The sequence below is a fragment of the Phreatobacter cathodiphilus genome (assembly GCF_003008515.1).
Lineage (GTDB): Bacteria > Pseudomonadota > Alphaproteobacteria > Rhizobiales > Phreatobacteraceae > Phreatobacter > Phreatobacter cathodiphilus.
In genome coordinates, this window is the sequence record NZ_CP027668.1 from 3,337,303 (window position 1) to 3,362,342 (window position 25,040).

The 25,040-nt window shown below is 69.9% G+C and carries 22 protein-coding genes; 21 read left to right on the forward strand and 1 reads right to left on the reverse strand.

The genetic code is table 11. The features are described 5' to 3' along the window. The first annotated feature begins 474 nt into the window (after positions 1 to 474). The 3 genes from C6569_RS16015 to C6569_RS16025 are packed head-to-tail and all read left to right on the forward strand — an operon-like array spanning position 475 to position 4,310. Complete coding sequence (locus C6569_RS16015; RefSeq protein WP_106749779.1) at positions 475 to 2,694, forward strand: TonB-dependent receptor; 2,220 nt, start codon at positions 475 to 477, stop codon at positions 2,692 to 2,694. A gap of 12 nt (positions 2,695 to 2,706) precedes the next feature. Further along, the gene (locus C6569_RS16020) at positions 2,707 to 3,081 is read left to right on the forward strand and encodes a hypothetical protein (RefSeq protein ID WP_106749780.1); all 375 of its coding nucleotides are present in this window, start codon (positions 2,707 to 2,709) and stop codon (positions 3,079 to 3,081) included. After that, the gene (locus C6569_RS16025) at positions 3,078 to 4,310 is read left to right on the forward strand and encodes an MFS transporter (RefSeq protein WP_106749781.1); all 1,233 of its coding nucleotides are present in this window, start codon (positions 3,078 to 3,080) and stop codon (positions 4,308 to 4,310) included. Before C6569_RS16020 ends, C6569_RS16025 begins: the two co-directional genes overlap by 4 nt. Here C6569_RS16025 and C6569_RS16030 read toward each other — a convergent pair. Continuing rightward, on the reverse strand, positions 4,300 to 4,626 hold the full coding sequence (locus C6569_RS16030; protein WP_106749782.1) for a GrlR family regulatory protein: 327 nt from the start codon (positions 4,624 to 4,626) through the stop codon (positions 4,300 to 4,302). The two genes, C6569_RS16025 and C6569_RS16030, sit on opposite strands and share 11 nt — an antisense overlap. A gap of 364 nt (positions 4,627 to 4,990) precedes the next feature. Between C6569_RS16030 and C6569_RS16035 the strand changes: the two genes are divergently transcribed. The 18 genes from C6569_RS16035 (at position 4,991) to C6569_RS16120 (ending at position 25,034) form a co-directional block, all read left to right on the forward strand. Beyond that, complete coding sequence (locus tag C6569_RS16035) at positions 4,991 to 6,259, forward strand: ABC transporter substrate-binding protein (RefSeq protein ID WP_106749783.1); 1,269 nt, start codon at positions 4,991 to 4,993, stop codon at positions 6,257 to 6,259. 104 nt (positions 6,260 to 6,363) lie between these two features. Then, entirely contained in the window at positions 6,364 to 7,419 is a 1,056-nt protein-coding gene (locus tag C6569_RS16040; RefSeq protein ID WP_106749784.1) for an iron-containing alcohol dehydrogenase, read from the forward strand. A 220-nt stretch (positions 7,420 to 7,639) separates the two neighbouring features. After that, on the forward strand, positions 7,640 to 8,410 hold the full coding sequence (locus C6569_RS16045; protein WP_181313787.1) for an AraC family transcriptional regulator: 771 nt from the start codon (positions 7,640 to 7,642) through the stop codon (positions 8,408 to 8,410). A 118-nt stretch (positions 8,411 to 8,528) separates the two neighbouring features. Beyond that, positions 8,529 to 9,545 carry a branched-chain amino acid ABC transporter permease gene (locus C6569_RS16050; protein WP_106749786.1) on the forward strand — a complete coding sequence of 339 codons (1,017 nt, stop codon included), beginning with the start codon at positions 8,529 to 8,531 and terminating at the stop codon, positions 9,543 to 9,545. Positions 9,546 to 9,548: 3 nt separating this feature from the next. Further along, positions 9,549 to 10,622: a branched-chain amino acid ABC transporter permease gene (locus tag C6569_RS16055; protein WP_106749787.1), complete on the forward strand. Its 1,074-nt coding sequence runs from the start codon at positions 9,549 to 9,551 to the stop codon at positions 10,620 to 10,622. Further along, positions 10,619 to 11,407 carry an ABC transporter ATP-binding protein gene (locus C6569_RS16060; protein WP_181313788.1) on the forward strand — a complete coding sequence of 263 codons (789 nt, stop codon included), beginning with the start codon at positions 10,619 to 10,621 and terminating at the stop codon, positions 11,405 to 11,407. The genes C6569_RS16055 and C6569_RS16060 overlap by 4 nt, the downstream gene beginning before the upstream one ends. Then, on the forward strand, positions 11,400 to 13,631 hold the full coding sequence (locus C6569_RS16065) for an ABC transporter permease (RefSeq protein ID WP_106749788.1): 2,232 nt from the start codon (positions 11,400 to 11,402) through the stop codon (positions 13,629 to 13,631). The genes C6569_RS16060 and C6569_RS16065 overlap by 8 nt, the downstream gene beginning before the upstream one ends. 1 nt (position 13,632) lies before the next feature. Beyond that, positions 13,633 to 14,463: a phosphoenolpyruvate hydrolase family protein gene (locus C6569_RS16070; RefSeq protein WP_106749789.1), complete on the forward strand. Its 831-nt coding sequence runs from the start codon at positions 13,633 to 13,635 to the stop codon at positions 14,461 to 14,463. Between the two features lie 54 nt (positions 14,464 to 14,517). After that, entirely contained in the window at positions 14,518 to 17,136 is a 2,619-nt protein-coding gene (locus tag C6569_RS16075; RefSeq protein ID WP_106749790.1) for a flotillin family protein, read from the forward strand. Between the two features lie 12 nt (positions 17,137 to 17,148). Further along, the gene (locus tag C6569_RS16080; protein ID WP_106749791.1) at positions 17,149 to 17,586 is read left to right on the forward strand and encodes an SRPBCC family protein; all 438 of its coding nucleotides are present in this window, start codon (positions 17,149 to 17,151) and stop codon (positions 17,584 to 17,586) included. 1 nt (position 17,587) lies between these two features. Next, the gene (locus C6569_RS16085; RefSeq protein WP_106749792.1) at positions 17,588 to 18,040 is read left to right on the forward strand and encodes an SRPBCC family protein; all 453 of its coding nucleotides are present in this window, start codon (positions 17,588 to 17,590) and stop codon (positions 18,038 to 18,040) included. A gap of 2 nt (positions 18,041 to 18,042) precedes the next feature. Then, positions 18,043 to 18,864, forward strand: coding sequence for an FAD binding domain-containing protein (locus C6569_RS16090; protein WP_106749793.1), 822 nt, complete (start codon positions 18,043 to 18,045; stop codon positions 18,862 to 18,864). Between the two features lie 10 nt (positions 18,865 to 18,874). Beyond that, positions 18,875 to 19,357 carry a (2Fe-2S)-binding protein gene (locus C6569_RS16095; protein WP_106749794.1) on the forward strand — a complete coding sequence of 161 codons (483 nt, stop codon included), beginning with the start codon at positions 18,875 to 18,877 and terminating at the stop codon, positions 19,355 to 19,357. Positions 19,358 to 19,367: 10 nt separating this feature from the next. Next, on the forward strand, positions 19,368 to 21,119 hold the full coding sequence (locus tag C6569_RS16100; protein WP_106749795.1) for a xanthine dehydrogenase family protein molybdopterin-binding subunit: 1,752 nt from the start codon (positions 19,368 to 19,370) through the stop codon (positions 21,117 to 21,119). A 1-nt stretch (position 21,120) separates the two neighbouring features. Then, positions 21,121 to 22,152: a xanthine dehydrogenase family protein molybdopterin-binding subunit gene (locus C6569_RS16105; RefSeq protein WP_106749796.1), complete on the forward strand. Its 1,032-nt coding sequence runs from the start codon at positions 21,121 to 21,123 to the stop codon at positions 22,150 to 22,152. A gap of 4 nt (positions 22,153 to 22,156) precedes the next feature. Next, positions 22,157 to 23,041: an AAA family ATPase gene (locus tag C6569_RS16110; protein WP_106751092.1), complete on the forward strand. Its 885-nt coding sequence runs from the start codon at positions 22,157 to 22,159 to the stop codon at positions 23,039 to 23,041. After that, positions 23,038 to 24,168 carry a VWA domain-containing protein gene (locus tag C6569_RS16115; RefSeq protein WP_106749797.1) on the forward strand — a complete coding sequence of 377 codons (1,131 nt, stop codon included), beginning with the start codon at positions 23,038 to 23,040 and terminating at the stop codon, positions 24,166 to 24,168. The genes C6569_RS16110 and C6569_RS16115 overlap by 4 nt, the downstream gene beginning before the upstream one ends. Next, positions 24,165 to 25,034, forward strand: coding sequence for an amidohydrolase family protein (locus C6569_RS16120; RefSeq protein WP_106749798.1), 870 nt, complete (start codon positions 24,165 to 24,167; stop codon positions 25,032 to 25,034). Before C6569_RS16115 ends, C6569_RS16120 begins: the two co-directional genes overlap by 4 nt. Positions 25,035 to 25,040 lie beyond the last annotated feature (6 nt).

Genomic DNA, 25,040 nt, shown 5'->3' on the forward strand with positions numbered 1-25,040 from the left:
GTTCGAATCGTGCCGGGTGCGCCAGCCTTCCTTGCCCCTTCTGATCACCAGCGTCGCGGCGAGCGCGGCGAAGGCCCCAGCCTCCCGGGTTCCCCCCCGCGACGCCGGGCTTACGGCATCGGAGCCCCTCCTTCCGCACCCGACGGGGTAAGTGCCGGGGCTGTCCGTCACACGTCCTCACAGGGTAAGCGCGGAGGATTCCCAACGGCGTTGCCTTTCAGCAACAGTGAGAATTCACTGGAACACACATGTCGAAGTTGGAATAAAAATGCCAATGAACAGCCGTTTGGATAACAATATTTCAACAGATGGCCGTTTTAGTTTCGAGAGACTCTAAACAAGATATACTTCGAACGATTCCAGAATATGTCGATCTGGAACGGCTCAATAGTATGTTTCGCACGGTTTCACTGCATTGACGCTCCGCGATTGCGGTGCATTTTCGGCACTCTTCGCCAGAATGAGTGCAGACCCATGCGAGTCCCCCGCCCCCTCCGTCTCTCGCCCCGTAGCCTCGCCGCCGCAGCCGTCGGAACGCTCGCCTGGATACCGACCGCGACGGCGCAGCAGGAACCGATCGCGCTGTCCGAGATCACCGTCACGGCGACGCGCGCGGAACGTCCGATTGAACAGGTGCCCACCACCGTGCGGGTGGTCGAGCGGGCCGAGATCGAGCAGCAGCTGCAGTTCTCGCCGAGCCCGGCCGCCGCCCTGTCCAAGCTGATCCCCGGCTATTCCGCCTCCACCGAGACGATTTCGGGCGCCTCAGAGAGCTTTCGCGGCCGCGACCTCCTGGTGATGATCGACGGCGTGCCGATGAACACGCCCCTGCGCGACGTCAGCCGCCTCCTGTCGATGATCGACATGAACGCCGTCGAGCGCATCGAGGTCGCCTCCGGCGCATCGAGCCTCTACGGCGCCGGCGCCACCGGCGGCACGGTCAATTTCATCACGCGGCGGCCGGTGGAGGGAAAGCCCGAGGTGACGGTCTCCACCGCGCTGCGCGCCTTCACCGCCAACGCCCCCGCCTCCCTGGCGCCCGAGACATCGGTGAGCATCCGCGGCGGGCAGAACGGTTTCGACTACACCATCATCGGCACCGGCCGCATGGCCGGCCGCACCTATGACGGAGCCGGGCGGGAACTGCCCTCGGACGCCATGCTGGGCCAAGGCGGCGGCGATCGCTACTGGAGCGGCAATCTCTTCGGCCGCCTCGGCTACACCTTCACCCCCGGCCGGCGCTTCGAGGTCCAGGGGATGATGATCGGGCTGGAGCAGAATCCGCAGTACAACACGCTCTATTCCGGCACTTATGCGCAGCCGAACTTCAACTCGCTCTACAGCGGCCGCAGCGTCTCGGAGAAGACGGCCTCGTTCCAGGCACGCTATACGGATTCGGGCTTCGTGCTGGGCAGCCTGTCGCTGCTCGCCTTCTACAACGACACCAACAAGCGCTTCAATTATTCGGACTATTCATACCCCTACAACAGTCTGGTCTACTATTCCGGCAACCCCTCCTCGCCGACCAGCGCCTTCAACCAGACCACCCTGCACTCGCGCCGCTACGGCCTGAACGCCACGGTCGACACGCCGCTCGACATGCTGCGCCAGGGCGCGAAGCTGACCTGGGGCGCCGACGTCAGCCGCGACAACACCTCCCAGGAACTGACCGACGGCCGCGCGGTGTTCACGCCGCTCGCCCAGACCGGCCTCGCCGGCTTCGCCCTGCTGCAGGTTCCGGTCACCGACCGCCTGACCATCCGCGGCGGAATCCGCTACGAGCAGTTCGACCTCACCGTCTCCGACTTCATCCGCCCGGACGTCTATTACGGCGTCAGCCCGTCGCTGGCCTATATCCTGCCGGCGCTGAACGTCACCGGCGGCCGGTTCCGCTATTCGGCGCCGACCTACAATCTCGGCGCCACTTTCAAGCTGACCGAGACGATCGACATCTACGGCGGCTTTTCCCAGGGCTTCGCCCTGCCGGACGTCGGCGCCTTCACCCGCCGCGCCGGCCTGAGCACCGCCTATGCGTGCCCCGTCTCGCGGCCGAACTGCCTGCCGGTGGGGACGACCATCAGCTATGCCAGCATCGCTCCGCGCGCCCAGCTCGTGAACAATTACGAGCTCGGCATCCGCGGCCGCATCGGCGCCTTCCGCGGCAGCATTGCCGGCTTCATCTCCACCTCCGAGAACGGGGTGACTTTCGATTCCGTCACCAATCAGCTCTCCCAGCAGAAGGAGATGATCTACGGCGTCGAGGTCACCGGCGAGATGGCGGTGACCGAAGCGCTGACCCTCGGCGGCAACTTCACCTGGCGCGAGGGCCGCTACGATTCCAACAAGGACGGCCGCCTCGACAGCGCGCTGCCCAACAACCGCATCGCCAACCCGTTCCGCGGCACGCTCTACGGCACCTACCGCTTCGAGAACGGCGTCGCCGTGCGCCTCGAGGGCGTCGGTTTCTCCGGCCGCAACGAGCCCATCAACATCGCCGGGACGATCTATCCGATCCGCGCCGGCTTCACGATGAACGCCTCGGTCTCCGCGCCGGTGGCGGGCGGCCAGGCTTTCCTGTCGGTCAACAACCTGTTCGACGCGCTCTACGAAAATCCCACCGCCACCTCCGTGCGCAACCTCACGAGCTATGCCTGGGGCCGCACCGTGACCGCCGGCTTCCGCCGCAGCTTCTGAGGGGGGCGGGCCATGGTCAGTCTCGAGGACGGCGCGGACGGCATCGTGACGCTGCGCTTCGTGACGCCGGTCGCCGAGGGCGACGAGCGCGCCTATCTCGACGCGCTGCACCGCATCGGGGCCATCACGCGCCCCTTCGCGCTGCTGACCGTGTTCGGCGGCGCGGGTGCCCTCGGCCGCGAGGGCGAACGCGAGCAGGCGCTCTGGTTCAAGGCGACGCGCCGGCACATGAACGAGGTCTGCCGCGGCCTCGCCATCGTGCGTCCGGGCGCGACGCAGGCCATGGCCGACACCTTCGGCAAACTCTGGACCTTTCCCGTCACGCTCGAGGCCGACGAGACCTCGGCCCGTCGCCGCCTCGCCACCTATCTGGGAAGCCAGCCATGACAGCCGTTCCCGCCGCTGCCGCCCCGCGCCCCGGCCGCATGCGCCTCTTCGCCGTCCTCGCCGGTCTCTACGTGGCGCAGGCCATCCCCTCCTATCTCTTCGCCGCCGCCATTCCGCCGATCATGCGCGAGCAGGGCGTCTCGCGCACCGCCATCGGCTATGTCTCGATCCTGTTCCTGCCGCTGGTGCTGAAGTTCCTCTGGGCGCCGTGGGTGGACCGCATCCGCCCCGTCGCGCGCGCCCACCGGGCGAGCTGGGTCATCATCACCCAGTCCGGCATCATCCTGTCCATCCTGGCCCTGCTCTGGGTCGACGTGCGCGACGTCCGCGCCGTGCTCGCCATCGGCATGGTGGCCTCGCTCCTCCTGTCGACCCAGGACATCGCCACCGACGGCTATGCGGCCAAATACCTGCCGGAAGAGGACCGCGCCGTCGGAAACGCCATCCAGGGCGGCTCTGTGGCGCTCGGGGTGGTGGTCGGCGGCACGCTCGGTCTCGTGCTCTACCACCACGTCGGCTGGACGTGGATGCTGCTGACCATCGCCGCCGTCTCCACCCTGCCGCTGGTCGCCGCCTTCATGATGCGCGAGGACGACGGGCCCGCCGGCGCGGCACCCGCTCCGCGGCCCTCGATCATGGCCTTCCTGCGCCGTCCCGAGGCGAGGCAGATCCTCTGGATCGCCCTCGTCTACCGGGCGAGCGAGGGCTTCGTGAAGGCCATGGAAGGCCCCTATCTCGTCGATGCCGGCGTGCCGCTCAACCAGATCGGCTATCTCTCCGGCCTCTCCGCGGCGACCGCCGGCCTTGCGGGATCGGCCATCGCAGCCTGGATCATCCGCACCCGCGGGCTCTCCTTCGTTCTCAGCCTGCTCGGCGGCATGCGCACCCTCTGCTTCCTGCTCTTCGCCCTCCACGCCTTCGGCGTCGTCACGGGAAAGGAAGCGCTGTTCGGAGCAGCCGGATTCCAGACGCTGATCCGCTACATGGAGATCGTTGCGCTCTACAGCCTGTTCATGGCCGTCTCGTCCTCCGAACAACCCGGAACGGACTTCACCATCCTCGCCTGCGCCCAGCTCGTCGTCTATCTGGCGGGTTCGCTATTGTCCGGGCGCATCGCCGACTGGATCGGTTACGGCTGGCTCTTCGCCATCTCGACGGCCCTCTCGGCGGTGGCGGTCATCGCGACGCTGCACCTCCTCGGCAGGGCGAGGCCCTCGCCTAGTCGGTGAGCCAGGTCATCTCCGTCATGATGAGGAGCCCCGGCGCGTCGTCGGGCGATCCGTCGAGGCGCAGGGTCCCCTCGCCGGCGGCGCCGCGCAGGACGAGCCGCCCGTTGTCGGCGCCGAAAATGGTCTGCACCGCCGGATTGGCCGTGTGACGCTCGGTGGTCACCACCAGTTCGACCATGCCGTCGGCCTCGGCGATCGCCCCCGTGTAGAAGATGACGCCGTCGCCGCCCCAGACCCTGCCGCCGGCCATGTAGAGAACCCCGGATCCCCAGCCGCGCGCCGACTGGAACCTGAGGCGATAGAGGCCGTCGCGCATCTGCCGTCCTGCTCGTTTCGATCTGGCCGACCGAATGCCGCGAAGCCGCCGGCAATTCAAGGTGTTCGGTGGACCGCGCGGCCATGCATCGCCGCCATGACCAAAGCCGGGGCCACGAAAAGGGGGGGCGCCACGTCCCGGTCGGTTCCGGAGCCATGACGGGCCGCCCTTGATGGCAGGCGCGGGGGTTCTTTCGCCGCCCGGCTACACTCCTGACGCGAAAAGAAGACGCTTGGGTATGGGCCGGAAACGGTCCGCGCCGCAGCCTCGCCGGAAGGCGTGGCAGGTCAGTTCGCGCTTCAGACCTCGCCGGCTGCGGCCCGATCCGCAGACGAGACGAGCCGTCGAACAGGGAGGATGTTCAATGCGAAAAGCAGTTCTCGCCGTCGTATCGGCCTTTGCCTTCATGCTGCCCGGCGCCGCCATGGCCCAGAGTGGCGGCACCATCAGGATCGGCATTCTCGTCGCGCTCGAGGGCGCCTTCGCCGCCGGCGGCGCCGACGGCGTGCGCAATGTCGAACTCGCGCTCCGGCAGGTGAACAACACCATCGCCGGCCGCCGCATCGAGACCGTGGTGGCGCCCACCGACACCCGTCCGGACACCACCGTCCGCATGGCCCGCAAGCTCATCGAGCAGGACAAGGTCGACATCATCATCGGCCCGCTGTCCGGCTCCGAAGGCATCGCCATGCGCGACTTCGCCAAGACCATTCCCGGCAACGTCGTGATCAACGGCATTTCCGGCGCGCTGGAGACCACCTGGGTCGATCCCGCCCCGAACTTCTACCGCTTCAACCTCGACGGCGCGCAGTGGGGCTACGGCCTCGGCAGCTATGTGGTGAAGCAGAAGAACTGGCGCCGCGTCGTCACCATCGCCGCGGACTATTCCTTCGGCTACACCAATTTCATGGGCTTCGCCGTCGACTACTGCAAGGCGGGCGGCGACATCGTCCAGCGCTTCTGGCAGCCCCTCGGCCAGTCGGACTTCGGCGCCATCATCGCGCAGCTCCCCGACAACATCGACGCCATCTATCTCGGGCTCGGCGGCACCGACGCCATCAACTTCCTCAACCAGTACCAGCAGGCCGGCGAGCGTACGCGCCTCATCGGCGGCACCATCATGGCCGACCAGACGGTGCTGACCGCGCGCGGCCGCGCCAAGGAGGTGCTCACGGGCACGCCGACCTCGGGGCCCTTCGCCATCGACAACCCCGATCCGGCCTGGCAGTCCTATGTGAAGCTCTACCAGGACGCCTTCCCGGCCAACCAGCGCTTCCCGACGCCCTCGCTCTTCGGCCTCGGCTACTACGTCGCGACCCTCGCGGCCATCCGCGGTCTCGAGGCGGTGGGCGGCGACCTGGGCAACGGTCAGGCGCGGTTCAAGGAAGCCCTGAACAAGCTGCAGCTCGACAGCCCGATCGGCCGCATCACCCTCAACGAGAACCGCCAGGCCACCGGCACCGTGTTCATCACCGAGGTGGTCGAGGGCTCCGACGGCAACCTGACCAGCAAGATGGTCGGGCGCGCCGACAACGTCACCCAGACCCTCGGCATGACCGCCGAGCAGTTCCGGGCCCTCGGGCTGCCGTCCCGCACCGTGGTCGACTGCGCCAGGCTGCGCGCCGGCGGCTGACCCCTCGCGACCGTCCGGGGGCGGCCGGCCCGTGCCGTCCGCCCCCGCCGCCCGCTGTGCGGAAAGTCCCGGGGCCTCGGCCCTGGGGTGACGAGGCGGCCCGCATGACGTTGATCGGCTATCTCACGCGAACCCAGTTCGCCGATGGCGCCATCGACGACGCCCTGCCCGAGGAAGCTTCTCGCCTGGGCAAGGCGCTGGCGCTCATCGACACCGAACCTGCCGCGGCCCAGACCCTGGCCCGCGTCGCGGATGCCCTGCCGCGCGTCCGCCTCGCCACCTGTTCCGTCGGCGGCGGAGCGCCGTTGCGGGGCGAGGTGGCGCGCGTCGCCGCGGCGCTCCAGCGGGCCGAGGCCTCCACCATCATCGCCGTCGGCGGCGCCGCCGCCATCGGTCAGGCGCGGCTGGTCGCCGAGGCCTCCGTCCGCCGCGGGGCGCCCTGCGCCGTCATCGCCGTGCCGGCGAACCTGTTCGACCTCGGCCTCGGCCGCCAGGTGCGCCCCCGCGACGGCGAGCCGATCCCCTGCCCGCGCCCGGACCGGGTGATCGCCGATCCGACCGCCCTCGCCCAGGTGCCGCCACGGAGGCTGGCGGCAGCCGGCATGGAGATCCTCGTCCACGCCATCGAGGCCTATGCCAGCCCGACCTACAATCCGCCCGCCGACGGCCTCGCCCTGGAGGCCGTGCGGCTCCTCGCGCGGTGGCTGCCGGTCGCCGTCGCCGCCCCCGGCAATGCCGAAGCCCGGCGCGAGGCCCTGGCCGGGGCCCTCACCGCCGGCCTCGCCATGGAGAAGGGCACCGGCGGCGTCGACGCCCTCGCCCATCCGCTCGAGGACGACCTCGCCGACGCCGCCCTCCCCGGCGAACTCCACGCGCCGGTCCTCGCCGCCTTCGTCGCCTTCAACGCCCGCGCCGTCGGCGCCCGCTACGGCGCCCTGTCCGACACGATGGGCCAGGGCCGCGGGGCGGCCGGGCTCGAGGTCCAGCTCGCCGCCTTCGCGCGGGTGCTCGGCCTGCCCGCGGCGCTGCGCGAGACGGCGACCGACCCCGCCCGCTTCGCCGCCGTCGCCGAACGGGCGGCCGACGATCCCGCATCCCTCGCCAATCCGCGCCTGCTCACCCGCGGCGACTGCGAACGCATCCTGGAGGCCGCATGGTGATCCCCGCACCCGCAAGCCCTGTCCGCCCGCGCGGCCCGGCGCGCCGACGCGGCGAATCGCCCGTTGCCTGCGCCGTCGCCTGCGATAAGCTCGTCAAGAAGAGACCGACACGAAAACAAGAAAAGACGCCCGTTCATCAGGGAGGAGCGTTGTGAGTGTTGCTCACGCTGTCGCGCACGGCGTGTTTGGTCGCGTCTGCCTCTACGTGATGGACAAGGCCATGGCGCCCCATGCGCATCGGGAAGGCCATCTCATCTTCCACATTCTCGGCCCCCCGGCCGAAGTGGTGGTGGAGGGCCGGCCCTATCCCCTGTCGCCCGGCCAGGCGGTCGCGATCAGCCCCTGGCAGCCGCACTACTACCGGCCGCTCGACCATCGCGACAACGTGCTGGTCCTCGTCCTCTACATCCGCCCGGGCTGGTTCGTGCAGGCGAGCCGCCAGGCCTCGGAAATCCTCCGCTTCGGACGCGTCGGGGTCGAGGTCACCGATCGCCTCGCCCGGCTGGTCACCGATACCGGGCACCTCCTCTCCGCCCATGGCGGCACCGACGGAGGTTTCGAGGACCGCCTGAGCGCCCTGACCCAGGCCTCGTTCGACCAGACCTGGCAATGGACCGCGGAAGGCCAGCACTTCATCGGCCAGGAGCGCCCGCTGCGCGACTTCCGCATCCGCCGCGCCCTGCGTCTGCTCGACGAGACGCTGGGCGAGCCCATCGACCTCGCGCGGCTGTCGCGCGCCGCAGGCCTGTCGCGGCCGCATTTCTTCAAGCTCTTCCGCGAACAGCTCGGCCTGCCGCCGACCATCTATCTCAACGCGCTCAGGATGGAGCGCGCCATCGAGCGGCTGGCGCTGGGCAAGGAAACGGTGGCCGATATCGGCCTCGACCTCGGCTTCTCGACGCCGGCGAGCTTCTCGCGCTTCTTCATCGCCAACGGGGTCGTCCCGCCCAGCACCTATCGCCGCAGCGTCATGGCCCACGCCACCCAGTGAGGGGGCGGCGCGGGCCGCGAAAGAAAAGACCCTCGGTAAAGCCGGCCTCGCGCGGTCGGCATAGCCTTCCCCTGACGGGCGGGGACGAGACCGCGGAATTCGGGTGTCGACGGGTGTGATGGAAAAATTCGCCAAGAACCATCCTGTCTGGGCTCTGGTGATCGCGATCGTGGTGGTGGCCTTCCTCTGGCTCGTCGTCGCGCCATGGCCGGCCGAGCTCGAGGCGGCGATCGGGCGCAAGCGCGTGTTCCTCAACGCGCTGCTCGGCGGCATCACCCTCGGCGCCCTCTATTTCCTCGTCGCCTCCGGCTTCACGCTGATCTTCGGGCTGATGCGCACGGTCAATCTCGCCCACGGTTCGCTGTTCCTGCTCGGCGGCTATCTCGGCTACGAAATCGCCACCTGGTCCGGATCCTGGCTGCTCGCCTTTCCCATCGTCTTCGTCGTGGTCGGCCTCGTCGGCCTCGCCATGCAGCGCTTCATCTTCGCCCATATGGAGGGAGAGGAGTTGCGCCAGACCCTGGTGAGCATCGGCCTGTCGGTGGTGCTGGCCGACCTGATGCTCTGGTACTGGGGCGGCCAGTCCTACACCACCCTGGCCCCCGCCTTCCTGCGCGGCCCGGTGGAACTGCCCCTCATCTCCTCCATCAATCCAACCAGCGGCGAGGCCATCTTCATCCGCTATCCCTCGGTGCGCGTCTGGATCCTGGTGGCGGCCATCGTCATCGGCATCGCCATGTGGCTGGTGCTCAACCGCACCTCGCTCGGCATGCTGATCCGCGCCGGCGTCGACGACCGCGAGATGCTGGCCGCGTCGGGCGTGCGCATCCAGCTCGTCTTCCTCGCCGTCTTCGTCTTCGGCGCAGGCCTCGCCGGCATGGCCGGCATCGTCGGCGGCACGTTCCAGTCGCTGTCGCCGGGCGAGGACACCCGCTTTCTCCTCGCCAGTCTCGTCGTCGTCATCGTCGGCGGCATGGGCTCCATCGTCGGCGCCGCCATCGGGGCGGCGGTGATCGGCGTCACCGAGCAGATGGGGCTTGTCTACGCGCCGACCTATTCGGTGGTCTTCACCTTCCTCATCATGGCGGCGGTGCTCGCCTTCCGGCCGCAGGGCCTTCTCGGCGCGGGGCGGTGAGCGATGGCGCTGGCTGACCAGGCCCCCCTCGGGGCGCGCATGACCACCGCCGCGGCGCCGGGCCGGTCCTGGATCGAGCGCATCCCCGCGGGTTGGTGGATCACCGCCTTCATCCTCCTCGCCCTGCCGCTGGTCGCCAACAATTTCTGGCTCTTCCAGGTGATGGGCTGGAGCTTCATCCTCGGCATGATCGCCGTGAGCCTCACCTTCCTCGCCGGCTATGGCGGCATGGTGAGCCTGTTGCAGATGAGCATTGCCGGTCTCGCCGGCTACATGGTGGCCATCCTCGGCCCCTCGGGCACCACCTCCATCAGCCTCGGCCTCGCCTGGTGGATCGTGCTGCCCGCCGCCTTCCTCGTCGCGGCGATCGCCGCCACCCTCTTCGGCGCCCTGGCGGTCCGCACGGAGGGCATCTACACGATCATGATCACGCTCGCGATCGCCGCCGCCTTCTTCTACTTCACCCGCCAGAACTACACGATCTTCAACGGCTATTCCGGCTTCAACCTCGTCCTGCCGCCGCGGCTCTTCGGGGTGAACTGGCGCGATCCCGTGCCGTTCTACTACCTGTGCCTCGGCTGTGCGACGCTGTGCTACGGCGCCGTCGTCTACATCTCCCGCTCGCCCTTCGGCCTCGCCCTCCAGGGCGTGCGCGACAACCCGCGCCGCATGGCCGCCCTCGGCTTCAACGTCACCGCCCACCGCGTCGCCGCCCATGCGCTCGCCAGCGTCTTCGCCTCCACCGGCGGCATCCTGCTGGTCTGGCAGAACGCCCAGATCGCACCTGGCACCATCGGCATCCCGGCCGCCATCGACGTCCTCGTCGTCGCCGTCATCGGCGGCATGCGCCGGCCGCTCGGCGCCTTCGTCGGCGCCTTCATCTATGTCATCCTGCAGGTCTTCTCGCCCGACGTGCTCGGCGCCTTCGGTTTCTCCGCCGAGCGCTTCAAGCTGATCATCGGCATCGGCTTCCTCGCGGTCGTCCTGTTCTCTCCCGACGGCGTGCTCGGCCTCTGGGACCGCTGGCGCGCCCGCACCGCCCGCCGCGTCGATCCCCTGACGGGGGTGCCGCGATGACCCTCGCCGAAGCCGCCGACCGCCCGGTACAGATGAACACCGGCAATGCCCTGGAGCTGCGCGGCATCACCAAGATGTTCGGGGCGCTCGCCGCCATCGCCGACGTGACCCTGTCGGTGCGCCCCGGCGAGCGGCGGGCCGTGCTCGGCTCCAACGGCGCCGGCAAGACGACGCTGTTCAACTGCATTACCGGCGATTTCCCCGCGACCTCCGGCATCATCCGCTTCTTCGGCGAGGACGTCACCGCCTTCCCCCCCTACGAGCGGATCCGCCGGGGGCTTCGCCGCACCTACCAGATCTCCTCCCTCTTCGCCGGCCTGACGGTCATCGACAACGTCTACCTCGCCTGCCGCGGCGTCTCGCGGAACCGCTATTCGCTGCTGCGCCCGCGCGCCGACGACGCCCTCGTCCATGCCGCGGAGACGCTGGTGGAGGCGGTGCATCTCACCGCCGTGCGCGACCGCCTCGTGGGCGAACTCGCCTATGGCCAGCAGCGCCAGCTCGAGATCGCCCTGGCCATGTCGGGTGCGCCGCGCTTCATCCTGTTCGACGAGCCGGCGGCCGGCCTGTCGCCCACCGAGCGCCGCGACCTCGTCGCCATCCTCACCTCGCTCCCCGCCCATATCGGCTACATCATCATCGAACACGACATGGACGTGGCGCTGCGCGTCGTCGAGAGCGTGACGATGATGCACAACGGCCGCATCTTCAAGGAAGGCCGGCCCAGCGAGATCGAGGACGACCCGGAGGTCCAGGAACTCTACCTGGGGGGCGGCCATGGCTGAGCGCTTCCCCGTGCCGCCCAAGACGGGCGCCCCGGTCCTGCAATTGCAGGGCGTCAACGTCTTCTACGGCCGCAGCCACGCCGTGCAGGGCGTCGACCTGACGCTGCAGTCCGGCGTGCTGTCGGTGGTCGGCCGCAACGGCATGGGCAAGACGACCATGTGCAAGGCGATCATGGGCCTCGTGCCGATCGCCTCCGGCTCGATCCGCTTCATGGGCGAGGAGATCGCCGGCCGCGCCCCGGCCGACGTCGCCCGGCTCGGCATCGGCTACGTCCCCCAGGGACGCCGCCTCTGGCGCTCGCTCACCGTCCACGAGCACCTCAGGCTCATGGCGCGGTCCAAGGGGCGGTGGACGCCGGAGCGCATCTACGAGGTCTTCCCGCGTCTCGCCGAGCGGCGCAACAATGGCGGCGCCCAGCTCTCCGGCGGCGAGCAGCAGATGCTGGCGATCAGCCGCGCCCTGCTGATGAACCCGCGCCTCCTCATCATGGACGAGCCGACCGAAGGGCTGGCGCCGGTCATCGTCGCCCATGTCGAGGAGACGCTGGTGCGCCTGGCGGCGGAGGGCGACGTTTCGATCCTCGTCATCGAGCAGAACATCGGCGTCGCCACCCAGATGTCGGACCCGGTGGCGATCATGGTCAACGGCCGCATCAACCGGGTCATCGCCTCGGCGACGCTGGCCGCCGACCGCGACCTCCAGCAGCGCCTGCTCGGCGTCGGCCGCCACGGCCACGAGGACCCCGCCTTCACCGAAGACGCCCCGTCCGGATCCGCCGCCGCGCCGGCGCCCGTTCCGGAGGGGCCGATCCGCGTCTATGTGGCCAATCCCGCCATCCCCACGCGCTGGTCGAAGGACGTGCCGGCCGCCCAGATCGAGGCCGCCGCGCGCACCGTCTCCAGGCCCACCCTGGCGACGATCGACGGCCGGCGCATCGGCGACACCTCGGCCCTCGCGGCCCGCGGCCCCGGCGAGCCCCATGTCGTCATCGCCGGGACGCTCGACACCAAGGGCGAGGAACTCCGCTACATCCGCGACATCATCCAGGCGGCGGGCCTGCGCACGCGCCTCGTCGACGTCTCGACCCAGGGCCGCAACCACGGCGCCGACGTCTCGCCGCAGGAGGTGGCGCTCGCCTCGCCCCGCGGCCTGCCGGGCCTCGCCTCCGGCGACCGCGGCGCCGCCGTCGCCGCCATGACCGACGCCTTCGCCGCCTGGATCGGAGCCCAACAGGGCGTCGCCGGCCTGATCTCGGCCGGCGGCTCCGGTGGCACCGCCATCGCCACCGCGGCCATGCAGGTCCTGCCGGTCGGGGTCCCCAAGCTCATGGTCTCCACCATGGCGGCCGGCAATGTCGCTGAGTATGTCGGCTCGGCCGACATCACCATGATGCACTCGGTCACCGACGTTCAGGGCCTGAACCGCATTTCGCGCGCGGTGCTCGGCAATGCCGCCCATGCCATGGCGGCCATGGCCAAGGCGCATCTGGCGACCGCGCATCTTGCGGCCGCGCGGCCGGCTACCGCCCAGGAGCGGCCCCTCGTCGGCCTCACCATGTTCGGCGTCACCACCCCCTGCGTCCAGCAGGTGGCGCGGCTCCTCGACCCCGAATGGGAGGCGCTGGTGTTCCACGCCACCGGGGTGGGCGGGCGCTCCATGGAGAAGCTCGTCGATTCCCGCCTGCTCCAGGGCGTCATCGACGTCTCGACGACGGAAGTCTGCGACATGCTGCTGGGCGGCATCCTGCCGGCGAGCGAGGACCGGTTCGGCGCCGTGATCCGGACGAAGCTGCCCTATGTCGGCTCGGTCGGCGCCCTCGACATGGTCAATTTCGCAGCGCCCGACACGGTCCCCGCGCACTATCGCGGCCGCAACCTCTACCCGCACAACCCGCAGGTCACGCTGATGCGGACCACGCCCGAGGAGAACGCCCGCATCGGCCGCTGGATCGGCGAGCGCCTCAACCTGATGGAGGGGCCGGTGCGGTTTCTCATTCCGGAAGGCGGCGTCTCCGCCCTCGACGCGCCGGGCAAGCCCTTCTTCGATCCCGATGCCGACGCGGCGCTCTTCGAGGCGCTGGCCGCCACCATCCGCCCCACCGCGAACCGGCAGCTCCTCCGCCTGCCCCATCACATCAACGATCCCGCCTTCGCCCAGGCGCTGGTGCGCGAATTCCTCGCGCTGCACCAGGGCCGCCGCGGCGCCGCGCGCAGGAGGCCCTGACATGGCGCGCTTCGACAAGTCCGAACTCCTCGCCCGCTACCGCGCCATGATCGCCCGCGGCGAGCCCATCGTCGGCGGCGGCGCCGGCACCGGCCTCTCGGCCAAATGCGAGGAGGCCGGCGGCATCGACCTCATCGTCATCTACAATTCCGGCCGCTTCCGCATGGCCGGCCGCGGCTCGCTGTCTGGCCTGATGCCCTATGGCGACGCCAACCAGATCGTCATGGAGATGGCGGGCGAGGTCCTGCCGGTGGTGAGGAAGACGCCGGTCATAGCCGGCGTCTGCGCCACCGATCCGTTCCGCCAGATGGACGCCTTCCTCGACGAGGTGAAGCGCATCGGCTTCTCCGGCGTGCAAAATTTCCCGACCGTCGGCCTCATCGACGGCGTCTTCCGCGCCAATCTCGAAGAGACCGGCATGGGCTACGACCTCGAGGTCGAGATGGTCGCGCTCGCCAACGCCAAGGGCCTGCTGACCACCCCTTACGTCTTCTCCGAGGAGGACGCCCGGCGGATGGCCGGCGCTGGCGCCGACATCATCGTCTGCCATCTCGGCCTCACCACCGGCGGTTCCATCGGTGCCGAGACGGCGCTGAAGCTCGCCGACTGCCCGGCCATGGTCGACGCCTGGGCGGCGGCGGCGCTGGCGGTCAAGCCGGACGCCATCATCCTCGTCCACGGCGGGCCGGTGGCCGAACCGGCAGACGCCGACTTCATCCTCAAGAACACCCGCCACTGCCACGGCTTCTACGGCGCCTCCTCGATGGAGCGCCTGCCGGTGGAGGTGGCGATCCGTGACCAGACCCGCGCCTTCAAGATGATCAGCCGCTGAGCCGGCACAGCAGACAGACGACGCGGACAGAAGAAACGTCGGGAGGACCATACCATGACGGGACAGCTCATCGGAGCCCTCATCCTCTGGCTGATCGTGGCCGTGATCGCCATCGCGATCATCGTCTATCTCGTCAACTGGCTGTACCGGCGCTCCTCCAAGGAGGTCTCCTTCGTCCGCACCGGCCTCTTCGGCGAGCGCGTGGTGATCAACGGCGGCGCCTTCGTCCTGCCGATCATCCACGACGTCACGCCGGTGAACATGAACGTGCTGCAGATGGCGGTGACGCGGGCCAAGGACACGGCGCTGATCACCCGCGACCGCATGCGCGTGGACATCGACGCCGAGTTCTACGTGCGGGTGCGGCCCGACCGGCCCTCGGTCGCCATCGCCGCGGCGACGCTCGGCCGGCGCACGCTCCAGCCGGACCAGCTCAACACACTTCTCTCCGGCAAGTTCATCTCGGCGCTGCGCACCGTCGCCGCCGAAATGTCGATGGAGGAGATGCACGAGCAGCGCGGCATCTATGTCCAGCGCGTCAAGGAGGCCGCTGCCGAGGCCCTGGACCAGAACGGACTCGTGCTGGAGTCGGTCGCCATCACCGACCTCGACCAGACCGACCTGCAATATTTCAACCCGTCCAACCGGTTCGACGCGGAAGGCCTGACGCGGATCATCGAGGAGATCGAGGAGAAGCGGAAGGTCCGCAACGACATCGAGCAGGACTCTATGATCCGGATCCGCAGCCGCAACCTCGAGGCCGAGCGCCAGGCCCTCGACATCGAGCGGGAGAGCGAGGCCGCAAGGCTCGAACAGCAGCGCGAGATCGAGATCAAGCGCGCGATGCAGCGCACAGAGATCGCCCGCGAGCGGGCCGCCCGCGACACCGAGGCCGAACAGGCGCAGATCATCTCCCGCGAGGAGATCGAGAAGGCGCGCATCGCCAACGAGCGTGCCATCAGCGAGGCGCGCATCGCCTCCGAACGCGACATCCGCCAGCAGGAGATCGCCCGCACCAAGGCGGTGGAGGCCGCCGAGATCGCGGCACGCGAGGAGATCGAGAAGGCGCGCATCGCCAACGAGCAGGCCATCCAGGCCGCCCGCATCGCCTCCGACCGCGAGACCCGCCAGAAGGAGATCGAGCGGACCAAGGCGCTCGAACAGGCCGAGATCGCCGCCCGCGAGGCGGTGGAGCGCTCGCGCATCGCCCAGGAGGCGCAGGTCAGCGCCGAGCGGATCGACCGCGAGAAGGAGATCAAGAACCTCGAGATCGCCCGCAACAAGGCCCTCGACGAAGCCGAGATCGCCGCCCGCGAGGCGGTCGAGAAGGCCCGCATCGCCCAGGACAACGCCCTCACCGCCGAGCGCGTGGCCTCCGACGAGGGCAAGCGCAAGCTGGAGATCGCCCGCAACCGCGCCATCGAGGAGGCGGAGATCGCCGCCCGCGAGGCGACGGAGGCCTCGAGGATCGCCCAGGAGAAGGCGACGGCGGCCGAGCGCATCGCCTCCGAGCTCGCCACCCGCCAGCTCGAGATCCGGCGCACCGAGCAGCTTGAGGCGGCCGAGATCCAGCGCCGCGACGCGGTCGAGCGCCAGCGCATCGCCGCCGAACTGAAGATCGAGGAGGAACGGATCGCCGCCTCCCGCGCCCGCGAGGTGCTGCAGATCGAGCAGAAGAAGGCGGTGGAGGTGGCGGAGGAAGACCGCGCCATCGTCATGGCCGCCAAGCGGGCCGAACGCACCGATGCCGACAAGGCCCTGCGCCAGACGGAGATCGTCGCCAAGCAGGAGGTGGAGAAGGCCGACGTCGCCCGCGAACAGGCGCTGGAGGCGGCCCGGCTGGAGCGCCGCCGGGCCATAGAGCAGCTCGAGATCGCGCGCGCCCAGGCGCTGCAGGAATCGCAGATCGCCTCCAACGAAGAGGTCGAGCGCGCCCGTATCGCCTCAGACCGCGGCCTGGACGAGGCCCGCGTCGGCCGCCAGCGCGACCTGCGCAAGCTGGAGATCGAGCGCGAGCGCGACGTGGAGAACGCCGCGATGGACAAGGCGATCACCCTCTATGTGAAGTCGCTGGAGGAGAGCGCCGCCGCCGTCCAGGCCGAGATCGCCCGTGCCAAGGCGACGGAAGCCGCCGAGCTCGTGCAGACGGTGAAGGAGAGCGAGGCCGCCAAGAGGCGCAAGACCGTCGAGGTCATCAACGCCGAGCGCGAAGCCGAAGAGGTCCGCATCGCCGCCGAAGCCGACAAGGTGCGCAAGGCGGTGGACGCCGAGGCGCAGAAGCTTCTCTACGAAGCGGAGAACCTGCTCACCGACGGCGCCCGTTACGGCCTGTTCCGCCGCCGCCTGCTCGACCGGATCGAAGGCATCGTGCGCGAGAGCGTCAAGCCCATGGAGAAGATCGAGGGCATCCGCATCCTCCATGTCGACGGGTTGCAGGGCATGGGCGGCGCGGGCGGCGGCGGCTCCTCCCGAACCCCCACCGACGAGGTCATCGAATCGGCGCTGCGCTACCGCGTCCAGGCACCGCTGATCGATCAGGTGCTGAAGGAGATCGGCATCGAGGGCGGCAATCTCGCCAAGATGGGCGGCCTCATGCGTGAGGCCTCCGACATGCAGCGCGTCGCCAAGGACGCCCAGCCGCCAAAGCCCAAAGACGACGGCGAGAAGAAGTGAGGCAGACGGATCATGGCCCGCGTCTACGTCTCCACCGTCGTCAATGCCCCCGCCGCCCGCGTCTGGTCCCGGGTGCGCGACTTCAACGGCCTGCCCAACTGGGTCCCCCCGGTGGCAGAGAGCCGCATCGAGAACGGCGAGCCCGCCGACAAGGTGGGCTGCGTCAGGGCCTTCTCGCTGCGCAACGGCGACAAGCTGCGCGAGAAGCTGCTCGGCCTGTCGGACTTCGACATGTTCTGCACCTATTCGATCCTCGACAGCCCCATGCCGCTCACCAACTACGTGGCGACCCTTCGGCTGACCCCGGTCACCGATCAGGACCGCACCTTCCTGGAATGGTCGGCCGAGTTCGACTGCGCTCCCGACAAGGAGCAGGAGCTCGTCAGCGGCATCGGGGCCAACGTCTTCCAGGCGGGTTTCGACTCGCTCAAGCGCGCCTTCGGAGGCTGACGTGCCGAAGGTCGTCCGCAGCACCATCATCGACGCGCCGGTGGACCGCCTCTGGGCGGTCCTGCGGGATTTCAACGGGCACGACCAGTACCACCCCATCGTCGCCGCCAGCGCCATCGAGCGCGGCCATCCCTCCGACAGGATCGGCTGTGTGCGCCGCTTCACCCTCCAGGACGGCAGCGAGCTGCGCGAGCAGCTCCTGTCCCTCTCGGATCTCGAGATGGCCTACAGCTACTGCCTGCTCGACACGCCGATCCCGCTGTTCAACTACGTCGCCCACCTGCGCCTCCTGCCGGTGACCGACGGCAACCGCAGCTTCTGGCACTGGGAAAGCCGCTTCACCACGCCGCCCGGGCGCGAGGCGGAGCTGGCCGAGAAGGTCGGCAACGACGTCTATGCCGCCGGCATGGACGCCGTGCGCCAACTCCCCGAACTCCAGGGTGGAGCGCCCTGACCATGCCCATCGAAATCCGCACCGCCTCCACCCTCTCGGAAGCCGCCGGCGTGCTGGCCGGCGACCGCGGCTCCCGCCTCCTGTCGGGGGGCACGCTGCTCATGCGCGAGGTCAACGAGGGACGCCTGACCGAGGGGCTGATCCTGCGTGTCACGGACCCGGCCTACCGGCAGATCAGCCTCTCCGGCGCCCGAGCCGAGCTCGGCGGCGGCGTCACCATGGCCGCCGTGCTCAAGCGCCGGGAGCTCGCCTGCCTGCACGCGCCGGCACGGGCGATCGGCGGCCCCGCCGTTCGCACCATGGCGACCGTCGGCGGCAATCTCTTCGCCGAGACGCCCTATGGCGACTTCACCGTGGCGCTCCTCGCCCTCGACGCTCAGGTCATGGTCATGCAGGGCTACGGCGCCCCGCGGGCCGTGCCGCTGGAGGAGTTCCTCGCCGCCCGTGCGCGCGGCAGCCAGGGCCTGGTGGTGGCGGTGCAGGTCAACCTGCCGCAGAACCCCGGCGACTTCCGCTTCAGGAAGGTCAGCCGCGTCAAGCCGAAGGGCATGGCGGTGCTGTCCATCGCCGCCCTCCTGCCGACGTCGGGCGGCCGCGTGACCGGCGCCCGCATCGCCCTCGGCGCCATGGGCCCGACACCGATGCGCGCCAAGGCGGCCGAGCGCGCCGTGGAAGGCAAGGCGCTGGACACTGCCACCATCGCCGCCGCCCGCGCTGCGGCCGCGGAGGGCACGCGCCCGGCGACGGACGCGATCGCCAGCGAATGGTACAGGCGCGAGGTCCTGCCGGTGCATCTGGCGCGGCTGCTCTCGGGCCAGGAATGAGGAGGCTGACATGGCCAAGATCCCCGTCCAGTTCCGCCTGAACGGCTCCGAGCGCGCCGCCTTCGTCGGCCCCGCCGACAATCTCCTCACCCTGCTGCGCCGGGGGCTCAACGACTTCGGCCCCAAATACGGCTGCGGCCAGGGCACCTGCGGCACCTGTACGGTGCTGGTCGACGGCGAGCTGCAGCTCTCCTGTCTGACGCTCGCCGCGACCTGCGAGGGCCGCCACGTGGAGACGGTCTCCGGCATGGCGGACGGGCCGGTGCTGCACCCGCTGCAACAGGCCTTCATGGACCATTTCGCCGCCCAGTGCGGCTTCTGCACGCCGGGCATGCTCACCGCGGCACGGGCGCTCCTCGCCGAGAACCCGAACCCGACGCGCGAGGAGGTGATCGACGGCATCTCCGGCAACATCTGCCGCTGCACCGGCTACGAATCCATCATCGAGGCCATCCTGGCCGCCGCCCGCTCCGGGCAGGCCAGGCGCGCCTGAGGAGGGCACCATGCTGGACTTCCGCAAGGACCTCTTCGCCGCCGAACGGGACGACAACCTCAACGTCGTCGGCAAGGGCACGCAGCGCCAGGACATGCCGGGCCACGTGACGGGCCGCTCGCCCTTCTTCGACGATCACGCCTTCGAGGGCCTGCTGCATCTCAAGGTGGTGCGCAGCCCGCACCATCACGCCCGCATCCGCCACATCGACACGGCGGCGGCCGAGCGCGCGCCCGGCGTCAAGCGCATCCTGCGCGGCGCCGACGTGCCGGTGAACAGGAACACGCTGCTCAGCCTCATCAATTTCGGCAAGGACGACGAGCCGACGCTGGCGGTCGGCAAGGTCTCCTACAAGGGCGAGCCCGTCGTCGCCATCATCGCCGAGACCGAGCACCAGGCCCTCGCTGCGCGGGCCCTGGTGCGCGTCGACTACGAGGTGATGCCGCATGTCTTCGACGTCGAGGAGGCGCTGAAGCCCGGCGCCCCCGTCGTCAACGAGACCTACCCGCACAACTACTTCGAATATCACGACCGCTACGACCATTCGAAGCTGCGCTTCGGCGACGTCGAGCGCGCCTTTGCCTCGGCCGATTTCATCGTCGAGGACCGCTACCAGATGTCGCCGATCGAGCACGCGCCGACGGAGACCAACGGCTCCATCGCCGCGCCCGAGCAGAACGACCGCTTCGTCGTCCATTCCTGCGCGCAGGGGCTGTTCTTCTCCCTCGGCACGGCCGCCAAGATTCTCGACCTCGAATCCAACCGCCTGCACTTCGTCGGCGGCACGGTCGGCGGCGGCTTCGGCGGCAAGGTCGATTCCCTCACCGAGCCCCTGTCGATCCTCGGTGCGATGATGACCGGCCAGCCGGTCCGCTACGTGCTCGATCGCGAGGAGGAGATGCTCTACGGCTCGCCGCGCGGCGCCGAGCGCATCTACATCAAGGACGGCATCATGCGCGACGGGCGCGTCGCCGCCCGCCGCATCCGCAGCTATTTCGACGCCGGCGCCTATACGCGGCTGTCGAGCTACGCCGCCATCAAGTGCACGGCGCACCTGCCCGGCCCCTACACGATCCCGAACGTCAGCGCCGACGTCTACGTCGCCTATACGAACCGCTGCCCCTCCACCGCCATGCGCGGCTTCGGCATCACCGCCGTCGACTTCGCCCTTGAGGTCCACATGGACAAGGGCGCCGAGGCCTGCGGCCTGGACCCGATGGAGTTCCGCATTCTCAACGCCTATCGCGACGACGACATGAAGGCGCACCGGCGCGTGGCCAAGAACACCGCGCTGATCGAATGCGTGCAGGTCGTCGCGGAGAAGACAGGCTGGCCGCTTTCCGACGAGGCGCGCCGCCAGTCCTCGCTCACCGGCGGTGGTGGCGCCCGGGCGCTGATCCCGGCGACGCCCATCGACGACAACGGCCGCATCGGCCGGCCGGAGACGCGTGTCGGCCCCGCCACCGAGACGTTGCCGGCGGGCACCACCCGCATTCCGCTGACCAAGCAGCCGGTCATGGAAGGGGCGGCCGAGAGCCGACCGGCGCCGGCCGCCGTCCCGCAATACGAGCCCTACCGGCCGACGCCGCCGAGCGCCCCGCCCGCTTACCAGCCGGCCTACCAGCCGATGCCCGCGGCCGCCCCACAGCCCGCCCAGGCTGCGCCCCCGCCGCCACCTCCCGCGCCCCCACCGCCGGCTGCGCCACCGACGCAGCACGGCGCGGTGCGCTTTTCCTCCGTCTTCGGCACGAGGAGGCGCTGACATGGCCCGCCACCGGGGACGCGGCATGGCGTCCGTCAACTATCCCATCGGCATGAACCTCGGCGGCGACCCGAGCCAGGCGCTGATCCACTCCAATCCCGACGGCAAGTTCACCGTCGCCCTCTCCGCCATCGACCTCGGTCAGGGGATGAAGCAGGTGACCCGCCAGGTGGCCGCCGAGACGCTCGGCGTGCCCATGGAGGACGTCTATGTCGACACCGCCGACAGCGACACCGGGCCCCACGACATGGGCAGCTTCGCCTCGCGCGGCACCCACCGCATGGGTAATGCCGTCATCGCCGCCGCCCGCGAGGCGCGCGGCGTCCTCCTGGAGGCGGCGGCCGAGGAGCTCGAGGTCAATGCCGGCGACCTCGTCACCGACGGGCGCGGCAACATCCACGTGAAGGGAGCGCCCTCCCGCTCCATCACCGTCAAGGCCACCGCCCAGGCGGCGCAGTTCAAGCAGGGCAAGACCATCGCCGGACGCGGAATTTTCCTGATCCCGCTGTCGACCGTCGATCCGCAGACCGGAGAGATGAACCCCAACACCGCCTTCGCCCATGCCAGCCTCGTCGCCGACGTGGAAGTGGACGACGAGACCGGCGAGGTCACCGTCCTGAAAATGGCCTCGGCCTATGAGCTGGGACGGGCGATCAACCCGAAGATGGTCGAGCAGCAGCTCGTCGGCGGCGCCTGGATGGGCATCAGCCACGCCCTCTACGAGACGCCGGAGCCCTACTATCCCGATCCCAGCCACGGGCCGCGCGACTTCAACGAATATCTCATGCCGGGTCCCGGCGACATCGCGCCCTATTCCGTGACCATCCTCGAACGGCCGGCGCCGGACGGCCCCTTCGGCGGCAAGGGCCCCGGCGAGATGTGCGCCAATCCGGTGCTGCCGGCCATCGCCAACGCCGTCTACAACGCCGTCGGCGTGCGCGTGAACGACCTGCCGATCACGCCGGAGAAGATTCTGCGCGGCATCAAGGCCAATGGCGGCGCACGGCCGCAGCCACGCCGCGGCGGGGGCTGACGCCATGGCGCTGCAACCGCCCATCGCCGGCCTGTCGAGCCCGGAGGCGCTGGCCGAGGCGCTGCGCTCGGCGCTCTACCTCGCCGACGACGGCATCGCCACGGCGGCCTTCCTCGCCCTCGCCCTCGGTAAGCCGCTGCTGCTTGAGGGCGCACCGGGCGTCGGCAAGACCGAGGCGGCCAAGGCCCTCGCCGGCATCCTCGGGCGGCAGCTCATCCGCCTGCAATGCTTCGAGGGGATCGATGCCTCCGCCGCCCTCTACGAGTGGAACTATCCGCGCCAGATGCTCGCCATCCGCCAGGCCCGCGAGGGCGAGAGCGTCGACATCTACCGCGATGACTTCCTCATCGAGCGGCCGATGCTCGCCGCCCTGCGCCGCCCCGACTCCACCGTGCTGCTGATCGACGAGATCGATCGCTCGGACCACGAGTTCGAGGCCTTCCTGCTGGAGTTTCTCTCCGACTTCTCGATCTCCATTCCCGAGCGCGGCACGCTCAGGGCTGCCGACCGGCCGGTCGTCGTCCTCACCTCCAACCGCACCCGCGACCTGCACGAGGCGCTGCGGCGACGCTGCGTCTATCACTACATTCCCTATCCCGAGCCGGCGCGGGAGGCGGCCATCATCATGCTGCGCGCCTCGGCCGTGGCCGAGGGAACGGCCCGCGCCGTGGTCCACGCCGTCGGCCTGCTCAGGCAGGAGCCGCTGACCAAGCCGCCGGGCGTCGCCGAGGCCGTCGACTGGGCGGAGGCGGCAACCGCCCTCGCCCGCACCGGCGCGCCCTGGCCGGAGGCGTTCCGCCGTTCCATCGGCACGGCGCTGAAGGACGAGGAGGACCTCGCCCTGATGCGCCCGCGCATGGACGCCTTCATCCGGGCGGTGGCGGCATGACGACCCCGCCCGCCCTTCCAAGGCTCCCCGCCGCGACACGGCCCCTCGTCGCCTTCGCCGGCCTGCTGCGCGCAAACGGCTTCGCCGTGGCGCCGGAGCAGACCGTCGCCTTCCTCGCCGCCGTCGACCTGCTCGGTCCCCGCTCCATTGATCACGTGCGCCGCGCGGCCGCAGCCACCCTCGCCCCGCCTCTCGAACGACGGGAGACCTTCGACGCTCTCTTCGACGCCCATTTCCTCGGCGCGGCGGGTGAACCCGGCGAGGACGAGGAGTTCCAGCCGGACGACGAGATAAAGGTCGAAGAGGAGGGTGCCCATCAGGAGATCCTGATCGGCGAGGAGATCCACGAGACCGGCCGCGAGGCGACGGCGGCGGAGGCCCTGGCCGTGCGCCGCCTCACCCCGCCCGACGAGGGCGAGACGCTCCGCCGCTTCGCCCGCGACCTGCCAGACGCCCTGCCACGCCGCCGCGGCTATCGCCGCCGCAGCGCCCGGCGCGGACCCGGCTTCGACCTCGCGGCGAGCCTCAAGGCCGCCATCCGCAACGACGGCGAGGTCATGGCGCTGAAGCGCTGGCGGCGGAACACGCGGGTCCGGCCGGTCCTGCTGCTCATCGACGTCTCCGGCTCGATGAAGCAACGCACCGACGCCAATCTCGCCTTCGCCCATGCGCTGGTGCACGGGACGCCGCGCGTGGAGGTCTTCACCTTCGGCACGCGGCTGACGCGGCTCACCACCGTGCTGAAGCGCCGCAACCGCGCCCGGGCGCTCGCTCTCGCCGCCGATCTCGTCGCCGACTGGGACGGCGGCACCCGCATCGGCGACGCGCTGCAGGCCTTCCTCGCCGTGCCGCGCTTTGCCGGCTATGCCCGCGGCGCCGTGGTCCTCGTCCTCTCCGACGGGCTGGAGCGCGGCGACCCCCGCGCCATGATCCAGGCGGTGGGGCGGCTGGCCGCCCGCGCCCATCGCATCGACTGGCTCTCGCCGCTCGCCGCGGATGGCGCCTATCGCCCGGAAACCGAGGGCCTCGCCGCCATCCGGCCGCTTCTCGCCTCGCTGACGAACGGCGGCTCCACCGCCGCCGTCTGCCGCCACGTCCTGTCACTCGGCCGGGAGCGCGCCGCATGATCGACGCCCATTTCCACATCTGGCGGCAGGCGGACCTGCCCTGGCTCACCGGCCCCATGCAGCCGCGCATCTTCGGCCCCTACGAGCCGATCCGACGCGACTATCCGATCGCTGAATACGTGGCCGACGCGACCTCGGCCGGCATGACCGGCGCCGTCTATGTCCAGGCCAACTGGCCGGTCGACCGCTATGTCGATGAGGCGGCCTTCGTGGCCGAGGCGTCGGACCAAAGCGGCTTTCCCATCGCCATCGTTGCCTATGCCGACATGCTGGCGGGGGATGCGCGACCGCAGCTCGACGCCCTCGCCGCCAACGCCCGCGTCCGCGGCGTGCGCATGCAGCTCCACTGGCACGAGAACCCGCTCTACCGTTTCGCCGCCGGGCCGGACCTCGCCCGCGATCCCCTGCTCCAGAGCAACGTCGCACGGCTCGCCGACTACGGCTGGAGCTTCGATCTCCAGGTCTTCCCGGGCCAGATGGCGGGAGCGGCCGAACTCGCCGACGCCTGTCCCGCCGTGACCTTCGTGCTGCAGCATGCCGGGATGCTGGAGGACCTGACCCCGGAGGGCATCGCAGCCTGGCGCGCCGGCATGGCGCGGCTCGCCGAGCGGCCAAACGTCGTCAGCAAGCTCTCCGGCCTCGGCACCTTCCTGCGCCGCAACGATGCCGCCCACGTCGCCATGGTCGCCCGGGAGACGCTGGCGCTGTTCGGGGCCAACCGCTGCCTCTTCGGCTCGAACTTCCCGATCGAAAAGCTCTGGACGAGCTACGCCGACCTCTTCGCCGCCCATCGGGCCGCCGTTCCCCAGGGGGACCGCGCCGCCGTCTTTTCTGCAACCGCCAAGCGGGTCTACCGGCTGGCCTGACACATT

Coding starts and splice junctions, on each gene's coding strand:
- C6569_RS16030 (WP_106749782.1), bottom strand. CDS start 4,626: ATGCGCGACGGCCTCTATCGCCTCAGGTTCCAGTCGGCGCGCGGCTGG.
- C6569_RS16075 (WP_106749790.1), top strand. CDS start 14,518: ATGACGGGACAGCTCATCGGAGCCCTCATCCTCTGGCTGATCGTGGCC.
- C6569_RS16070 (WP_106749789.1), top strand. CDS start 13,633: ATGGCGCGCTTCGACAAGTCCGAACTCCTCGCCCGCTACCGCGCCATG.
- C6569_RS16110 (WP_106751092.1), top strand. CDS start 22,157: ATGGCGCTGCAACCGCCCATCGCCGGCCTGTCGAGCCCGGAGGCGCTG.
- C6569_RS16035 (WP_106749783.1), top strand. CDS start 4,991: ATGCGAAAAGCAGTTCTCGCCGTCGTATCGGCCTTTGCCTTCATGCTG.
- C6569_RS16080 (WP_106749791.1), top strand. CDS start 17,149: ATGGCCCGCGTCTACGTCTCCACCGTCGTCAATGCCCCCGCCGCCCGC.
- C6569_RS16120 (WP_106749798.1), top strand. CDS start 24,165: ATGATCGACGCCCATTTCCACATCTGGCGGCAGGCGGACCTGCCCTGG.
- C6569_RS16025 (WP_106749781.1), top strand. CDS start 3,078: ATGACAGCCGTTCCCGCCGCTGCCGCCCCGCGCCCCGGCCGCATGCGC.
- C6569_RS16015 (WP_106749779.1), top strand. CDS start 475: ATGCGAGTCCCCCGCCCCCTCCGTCTCTCGCCCCGTAGCCTCGCCGCC.
- C6569_RS16065 (WP_106749788.1), top strand. CDS start 11,400: ATGGCTGAGCGCTTCCCCGTGCCGCCCAAGACGGGCGCCCCGGTCCTG.
- C6569_RS16060 (WP_181313788.1), top strand. CDS start 10,619: ATGACCCTCGCCGAAGCCGCCGACCGCCCGGTACAGATGAACACCGGC.
- C6569_RS16095 (WP_106749794.1), top strand. CDS start 18,875: ATGGCCAAGATCCCCGTCCAGTTCCGCCTGAACGGCTCCGAGCGCGCC.
- C6569_RS16115 (WP_106749797.1), top strand. CDS start 23,038: ATGACGACCCCGCCCGCCCTTCCAAGGCTCCCCGCCGCGACACGGCCC.
- C6569_RS16045 (WP_181313787.1), top strand. CDS start 7,640: ATGGCGCCCCATGCGCATCGGGAAGGCCATCTCATCTTCCACATTCTC.
- C6569_RS16020 (WP_106749780.1), top strand. CDS start 2,707: ATGGTCAGTCTCGAGGACGGCGCGGACGGCATCGTGACGCTGCGCTTC.
- C6569_RS16055 (WP_106749787.1), top strand. CDS start 9,549: ATGGCGCTGGCTGACCAGGCCCCCCTCGGGGCGCGCATGACCACCGCC.
- C6569_RS16100 (WP_106749795.1), top strand. CDS start 19,368: ATGCTGGACTTCCGCAAGGACCTCTTCGCCGCCGAACGGGACGACAAC.
- C6569_RS16105 (WP_106749796.1), top strand. CDS start 21,121: ATGGCCCGCCACCGGGGACGCGGCATGGCGTCCGTCAACTATCCCATC.
- C6569_RS16040 (WP_106749784.1), top strand. CDS start 6,364: ATGACGTTGATCGGCTATCTCACGCGAACCCAGTTCGCCGATGGCGCC.
- C6569_RS16050 (WP_106749786.1), top strand. CDS start 8,529: ATGGAAAAATTCGCCAAGAACCATCCTGTCTGGGCTCTGGTGATCGCG.
- C6569_RS16090 (WP_106749793.1), top strand. CDS start 18,043: ATGCCCATCGAAATCCGCACCGCCTCCACCCTCTCGGAAGCCGCCGGC.